The sequence below is a fragment of the Yoonia sp. genome, from assembly GCF_017854415.1.
In the GTDB taxonomy this organism is placed as follows: domain Bacteria; phylum Pseudomonadota; class Alphaproteobacteria; order Rhodobacterales; family Rhodobacteraceae; genus Yoonia.
On record NZ_JAFMHR010000018.1, the window covers coordinates 24,437 to 30,475 of the forward strand.

Below are 6,039 nucleotides of genomic sequence, written 5' to 3' on the forward strand. Positions count from 1 at the left end.
AATAGCACCAAAATAATTTGCAACAAATAAAGGGCGTTAGCTGAAAAGTGGCGGAATTGTGCCTATTTTGTGATTTACGTGTGGCCTGCGGATGTGGCATAAAGAAAGAACAGGCGAGTATCTCCTTATTTTTAATGATTTGAGTTTATTATGACAACATCAGTATCAGGATCCAAACGTCGCGGACTTGCAGGGCTTTTTGGACGCAAAAAAGAACAAAAAACAGTTCAACCAACAGCCAAGAACCAACTCGATGCCGCACAAGTCGCTCGATTGTTCGACAAGTCATCTGCTTCGCGCCCAGATCCAAAGCCAGGCGCGCTACAACTTAGCGAAATTCACGATCGCAACGAGATTTCGACGCTGCGTGGCGCTCTTTATTCGCGCAAGTGATTGCGGGCCAAGGCACGCTCTAACACATAAATGCGTATCGCGGAGGCAAGACCTATGTCACCGCGTGCGGCGTCAATTTCTGCAGCAAGGCCGTTAATTGTACGCCCTTGCGCATCGGCATAGCGCCGAAACGCATCCCAAAAAATATCCTCGAGTGAAACGCTTGTGCGGTGCCCACGCAACGTGAGCGATCTTTTCACTGGCCGCGCGTGTGCCATCAATCATCCTCGAATTTCAACTGTGACAGACGGTGATTGGCCTGTTCGGCTTGCGTTGCCTCGAGAACCTTTTGTGCCTTGGTGCGACCAAAGCGGACGGCATTCACGTCAGCTTTGGCCTTTGCTTCGGCGCGCGTCTTGGATTTGCGCGCCTTGTTCAAGTTCACTGGCTTCATTTGGGGCCAATCATATCCTCGGGCCGAACAACATCGTCAAAGGTGGCCGCATCCACAAAGCCTAGCTTGATTGCCTCTTCTTTGAGGGTCGTTCCATTCTTATGTGCAGTCTTGGCGACAGTCGTCGCGTTGTCATAGCCAATCGTAGGGGCAAGCGCCGTGACAAGCATCAGCGATTCACGCATCAGTTTTTCGATCCGTGTACGATCCGCCTGAATGCCCGCAACGCAGTTATCCGTAAACGTCACAGATACGTCACCCAAAAGCTGCATAGATTGCAACACGTTATAGGCCATCATTGGTTTCATCACGTTCAGCTCGAAATGCCCTTGTGAGCCCGCAAAACCAACAGCGGCATCATTGCCCATGACGTGCGCACAAACTTGCGTCATCGCTTCGACCTGTGTTGGGTTCACTTTGCCGGGCATAATAGATGAGCCGGGCTCGTTTTCTGGCAGCATCAATTCGCCCAGACCGCAGCGCGGACCAGACCCCAGCATCCGGATATCAGACGCGATTTTATAAAGGCTAGAGGCTACGGTTTTTAGTGCGCCAGACATTTCAACCAACGCATCGTGTGCTGCCAGTGCTTCGAATTTGTTTGGCGCGGTGACAAACGGCAGGCCGGTGATTTCGGCCATATGGGCGGCGACGGTCTCGCCCCATCCTTTTGGTGTGTTTAGACCTGTACCAACGGCGGTACCGCCTTGGGCAAGCTCGTAAATTGCGGGCAGGGCTGCTTTGATGCGGCGGATGCCCATGGCAACCTGATGCGTGTATCCAGAAAATTCTTGACCCAATGTTAGCGGTGTCGCGTCCATCGTGTGCGTGCGGCCGATCTTGATGATATCGTTGAATTCTTGCTGCTTTTGCTCAAGTGCTGCATGCAGTTTTGCCAAACCGGGTAAAAGAACATCATGGGCGGTCATGGCCACAGCGATATGCATCGCGGTCGGGAACGTATCATTTGAAGACTGCCCCATATTGCAGTGATCGTTCGGGTGCACGGGGTCTTTGGAACCGATCACACCACCCAGCATTTCGATCGCGCGGTTCGAGATGACTTCGTTGGCGTTCATATTCGACTGTGTGCCTGACCCTGTTTGCCACACCACCAGTGGAAAATGATCGTCCAGCTTGCCCGCAACAACCTCTGCAGCGGCGGAGATGATAGCGTCTGCCAGCTTTGCGTCCAGTTTGCCGCGGTCTTTGTTGGCAATTGCACAGGCTTGTTTGATCACACCTAGGCCGCGCACGATTGCAACAGGTTGCTTTTCCCAACCGATCGGGAAGTTCATGATCGAGCGCTGCGTTTGCGCGCCCCAATAACGGTCTGCTTGGACCTCTAGTGGGCCAAAGCTGTCGGTTTCTGTACGTGTCTCGGTCATGGTCTTGCCCTTCATCAAAATGTCGATTGATCTATAGGTAGCAGGGGGATGAACCGCAATATCGCATTGGGCTGCCGTCAGGCGCGTTGTCGCAATTACATTCTATGGGCTGCTTTATTTGCGGAACTTGTCCAAGCTGACGACTTCGGCCTCATGCGGCATCCCGTCTTTTTCGTCCTCGACCATTTCATCCATCGGGGCTTCCTCGACTTCGAGGGCCGTGCTGCCGGCCTCTTCGTCCTGACTTTCAAAGCGCAGGCCAAATTCAACCGACGGATCGACGAATGTCTTGATCGCATCGTAGGGAATATAAAGGGTTTCGGGATTGTCACCAAAGTTCAGCGTGATCGTGAAGCCATCATTCGTGACATCCAGATCGGCGAACCAATGCTGGATCACGACCGTCATTTCACCCGGATAGCGGTCTGACAGCCAATCGGCGATTTCGACATCAGGATGCATGGTATCAAAGGTGATAAAGAAATGATGCTGTCCCGGTAGGCCGTCTTTTTTAATCCCGTTAAGGACCTGTTGGATCAGTCCGCGCATAGCGCGGTGCATCAGGTTGCCGTAGTCGATGGTCGTATTCACGGGTGCAACTCTCCTTAGCGTCTGGAGATAGCATACGGGATTCGGGGCTAGTGAAAAGGGGCAGGCTTAGATCAATCCAGCCATACCGCTGAAAAGAAGACTAAGTGCCGCGCAAACAGGCAACACCATTGTCAGCGACCACTGCCGCCACAAAAGCATTATGGCTGCAATCAACGCGAGTAGGGCTGCAAGTGGTTGCAGTGTTGATAGCTGCGGAACGACGCTTTGGACCGGTCCCCAATTGATGGGATCGACGGCGCCAAAGAACACGTGCAGGGCAAACCAAAGTGACAGGTTGGCGATAACGCCCACAACAGCCGCCGTAATTGCGGTCAATGCGCCGCGCAAACGAGGCCGACCTTCGAGCCAATCAATCAACGGTGCACCCGCGAAAATCCAGATAAAACACGGAACAAAGGTCACCCAAAGCGTCAGTGCGCCGGCAACTAGTGCCATTGCAATGCCGCCCTCCGCCAGTCCAGCGATCATGCCCACGAATTGTGTCACCAAGATCAACGGTCCTGGCGTCGTTTCCGCCAAGCCCAATGCGTCCATCATTTGCGCAGTGCTTAGCCAGCCAAATGTCACTACGACCTCTTGTGTCATGTAGGCCAGTACTGCGTAGGCGCCGCCAAAAGTGACAACAGCAAGTGTCGAAAAGAACAAAGCGACGTCCATCAAAAAGGCGTTGTCGGAAAACGCAATCGCTGCAATCGGTGCGGCCCAAAGGATACCGCCAATGCACAGGATCAGGGCACTTTTGCGTAAGCTTCCTGATGGCAGCGGGAAGGTTGCTTCGTCTGTGATCTGGCCCATTGCGCCAATCAGTGCCGCGGCCAAAACGACCAATGGAAAGGGCAGCGCCAAGAAAAACAGCGCAACAAAGGCGGCAACCGCAAGCCATTTATGCAAAGGCTTTGTCAATGCGCGCTTGGCGATTTTCAAAAGCGCGGCAATCACGATGATCACCACTGTCGCTTTCACGCCTAGAAAAAGCGCCTGAACAACAGGTAGGTTTCCATCGGCGCCGTAAGTCAACGCAAGCAGTGTAATCACCAGCGCCCCGGGCAAAATGAACAGTCCGCCACCGATTAGTCCGCCAAGGATGCCGCCCTTTTTCCAGCCGGCATATGTGGCCAGTTGCATGGCCTCAGGACCGGGCAAAAGCATGCAAAACGAGAGCGCCCGCAAGAATTGTGCTTCGGTCAACCAACTGCGTTTTTCGACCAGTTCGTCATGGATCAAAGCGATCTGGGCGGCGGGTCCGCCAAACGACAAAAGCCCGATGCGTCCAAAGACGCGCACCAATTCGCGCGTCATTGTGCCGCCCCGTTTGGCCAGCTGTGACCTTCATCTTGGCCATCACGCGCCCAGCGATACAAAGCATCGTAAAGTATCATTCCCGCCTCAAGCTGTTGCGTGTCGTCACGGTACATCCGCGACAAGCCAACCGATATCGCCAGTAGGCCAGCGACTTGTGGGGCAAGGTCATGTTGGTCTGTATCCGCGCCACGCACGATCAATGCCAGTGCTTCAAGGGCAGGGTGGGTCAGGCCGAAGGCTGCGATCATCACATTAAAGGTGCATTTTTCGCCCTCATGGGTCCACGGTGCAATGTCGGTGTCAAAAGGCGTTGCCCCAAACTTTTCCGCGACACCGGCAACAGATGAGGGGGGGACAAACAGGAATTGCGCGGTAGGGTCGATAAATCGGCGGATCAACCAAGGACAGGCGATCCGGTCAATTTTGGGACGGTGCCGCGTGACCCAAAGCGAAGCAGGGATTTTGGCGGCGGGCACGCGCGGTAGTCCTGCATCACGCCATGCGACATTTCCGCCAGCCACGACCTGCGCGCTTGTCCCTTGGGCGCGCAGATAGGGCGGCAACACCGTGAGAAAGCTTCAGTCCCTTCTGGCAAACAACGACAGTATCTTTATCGCCAAGCCGTGCCGTCAATCCCGCAAGGTCGCCATAGGGGTGGCGAAACGCGCCGGGAATGAGATGTGGGTCTTCGGCAAAGTCATCATCGATACAAACATCAACGATTGCAGGAGATTGCGGGGTTCCAACCAAGCGCATGAGGTTCGCAGGTGAAATTTCGTTGAAAGCAGCCATAGTGCATCCTTTCTGAAGTGGTCAGTGGATGCGACGCTTTGGCCGAAGCCTCACGGGGTGTTCGCGGACCCCATGGTTCAGTAATGCGAGAAGCGACGTCGTAGGTCAAGCCTAGCCAAAGATGCGGCTAATCTCGCGCAAGATTTTTGCGCGCAAAGTATCAGGGTATTCGCGGTGGGTCCGTGCGGTCATCACGAATCCGTTGCGGGTAATCACGGCGCTGCGGTAGAAATTTGTGATGGCGAGGCCCATGGATTCAATAGCAATCGCGTTGATCGTCACACCACTGCGTTCCGCAAGATTTCGCGCAGCCCGCACGTCAGTGCCGCCGTTGGGGGTGCCGTCGCCAGATATATCAATCACTTTTCGCGCACAGTGCGGGACTTGGTCGAATAACTCTAACGAAAAGTAAATCGCCTCGGCGGGTGCTGTATCTGACAGCACAAAGGCACGTTCCAACAGGCGTGCTTGACCGGACAGGCTTTGTACATCCAGTGCGCTGCGCACCTGTGTCCAAGGGATTGAAACGGTTTGTTTGTCCGCGCCCGACCATTGTACCACGGCAATCGCAGTGCCGCCTGCAACCATCGTTTCGATAATCTCGGGGTCTTGCAAAGCGTCGGCCAGACCGTCCGTTTGCAAACGGTACTCGGCGGTGTCAACAGAGTTCGAGACATCAATCGTGAGGATCAATGCTGTATCACAGGCCTGTGCCATGACCGGGGCAAAGGCTGTAAATGCTGCAAAAACAAAGCGATTAAACGTCATGGGCTTATCGTGCGCACAGCTTTGACGCATTGCAAGTCATAACACAGTACATGTTTTGAACTGCTTGTTATCTGTGCAAAGAGTGGGGGGATTAGGTGCAGGTTTCTGTTGCCAGGTACCTGCGGACCCCGCCTTAGGTCGCAAAACCCAAGGAGTTAAGGTTCGATATTAGGCACAGCTTACGCTGCGACTGCCATCGGTGCATTGTTGTCATTTGCAACTATACAATTTGTACCGATAACGGTGGTAACTCACCGAGACAAAGCTTACCCCTTTAGACGTTCGTCGATCCTATTTCGTCCCCTCGCTGGCCAAATGAGCCGTGATGGTGGAGACGCCGGGTACCGCCCCCGGGTCCGATCCGCTTATTACGAGCGCGTTTATGTCCAT

General features: G+C 54.1%; 7 protein-coding genes, 1 other RNA gene and 1 pseudogene. 1 reads left to right on the plus strand and 8 read right to left on the minus strand.

The window, feature by feature from the left end; all coding sequences use genetic code 11:
* The first annotated feature begins 150 nt into the window (after nucleotides 1-150).
* Nucleotides 151-393 (plus strand): hypothetical protein, encoded by a 243-nt coding sequence (locus QZ197_RS03785; protein ID WP_296430222.1) that lies wholly within the window; start codon nucleotides 151-153, stop codon nucleotides 391-393.
* Here QZ197_RS03785 and QZ197_RS03790 read toward each other — a convergent pair.
* The 8 genes and pseudogenes from QZ197_RS03790 to ssrA all read right to left on the minus strand — a co-directional run.
* Nucleotides 378-611, minus strand: coding sequence for a ribbon-helix-helix domain-containing protein (locus QZ197_RS03790; protein ID WP_296430224.1), 234 nt, complete (start codon nucleotides 609-611; stop codon nucleotides 378-380). The two genes, QZ197_RS03785 and QZ197_RS03790, sit on opposite strands and share 16 nt — an antisense overlap.
* A complete protein-coding gene (locus QZ197_RS03795; protein ID WP_296430226.1) occupies nucleotides 611-787 on the minus strand; it encodes a DUF4169 family protein in 177 nt (58 codons plus the stop codon). The genes QZ197_RS03790 and QZ197_RS03795 overlap by 1 nt, the downstream gene beginning before the upstream one ends.
* A complete protein-coding gene (gene fumC / locus QZ197_RS03800; RefSeq protein ID WP_296430227.1) occupies nucleotides 784-2,175 on the minus strand; it encodes a class II fumarate hydratase in 1,392 nt (463 codons plus the stop codon). Before fumC ends, QZ197_RS03795 begins: the two co-directional genes overlap by 4 nt.
* Nucleotides 2,176-2,289: 114 nt before the next feature.
* Nucleotides 2,290-2,766 carry a ClpXP protease specificity-enhancing factor SspB gene (locus QZ197_RS03805; RefSeq protein ID WP_296430229.1) on the minus strand — a complete coding sequence of 159 codons (477 nt, stop codon included), beginning with the start codon at nucleotides 2,764-2,766 and terminating at the stop codon, nucleotides 2,290-2,292.
* Between the two features lie 66 nt (nucleotides 2,767-2,832).
* Nucleotides 2,833-4,086, minus strand: a complete 1,254-nt coding sequence (chrA, locus tag QZ197_RS03810; RefSeq protein WP_296430232.1) for a chromate efflux transporter — start codon at nucleotides 4,084-4,086, stop codon at nucleotides 2,833-2,835.
* Nucleotides 4,083-4,881 (minus strand): annotated as a pseudogene (locus QZ197_RS03815) (sulfurtransferase/chromate resistance protein). Before QZ197_RS03815 ends, chrA begins: the two are co-directional and overlap by 4 nt.
* A gap of 111 nt (nucleotides 4,882-4,992) precedes the next feature.
* Nucleotides 4,993-5,649 carry a DUF1194 domain-containing protein gene (locus tag QZ197_RS03820; protein ID WP_296430233.1) on the minus strand — a complete coding sequence of 219 codons (657 nt, stop codon included), beginning with the start codon at nucleotides 5,647-5,649 and terminating at the stop codon, nucleotides 4,993-4,995.
* Nucleotides 5,650-5,743: 94 nt separating this feature from the next.
* Nucleotides 5,744-6,039, minus strand: a transfer-messenger RNA (tmRNA) gene (gene ssrA, locus QZ197_RS03825); the annotation flags it as partial.

Coding starts and splice junctions, on each gene's coding strand:
- QZ197_RS03785 (WP_296430222.1), top strand. CDS start 151: ATGACAACATCAGTATCAGGATCCAAACGTCGCGGACTTGCAGGGCTT.
- QZ197_RS03790 (WP_296430224.1), bottom strand. CDS start 611: ATGGCACACGCGCGGCCAGTGAAAAGATCGCTCACGTTGCGTGGGCAC.
- QZ197_RS03795 (WP_296430226.1), bottom strand. CDS start 787: ATGAAGCCAGTGAACTTGAACAAGGCGCGCAAATCCAAGACGCGCGCC.
- fumC (WP_296430227.1), bottom strand. CDS start 2,175: ATGACCGAGACACGTACAGAAACCGACAGCTTTGGCCCACTAGAGGTC.
- chrA (WP_296430232.1), bottom strand. CDS start 4,086: ATGACGCGCGAATTGGTGCGCGTCTTTGGACGCATCGGGCTTTTGTCG.
- QZ197_RS03820 (WP_296430233.1), bottom strand. CDS start 5,649: ATGACGTTTAATCGCTTTGTTTTTGCAGCATTTACAGCCTTTGCCCCG.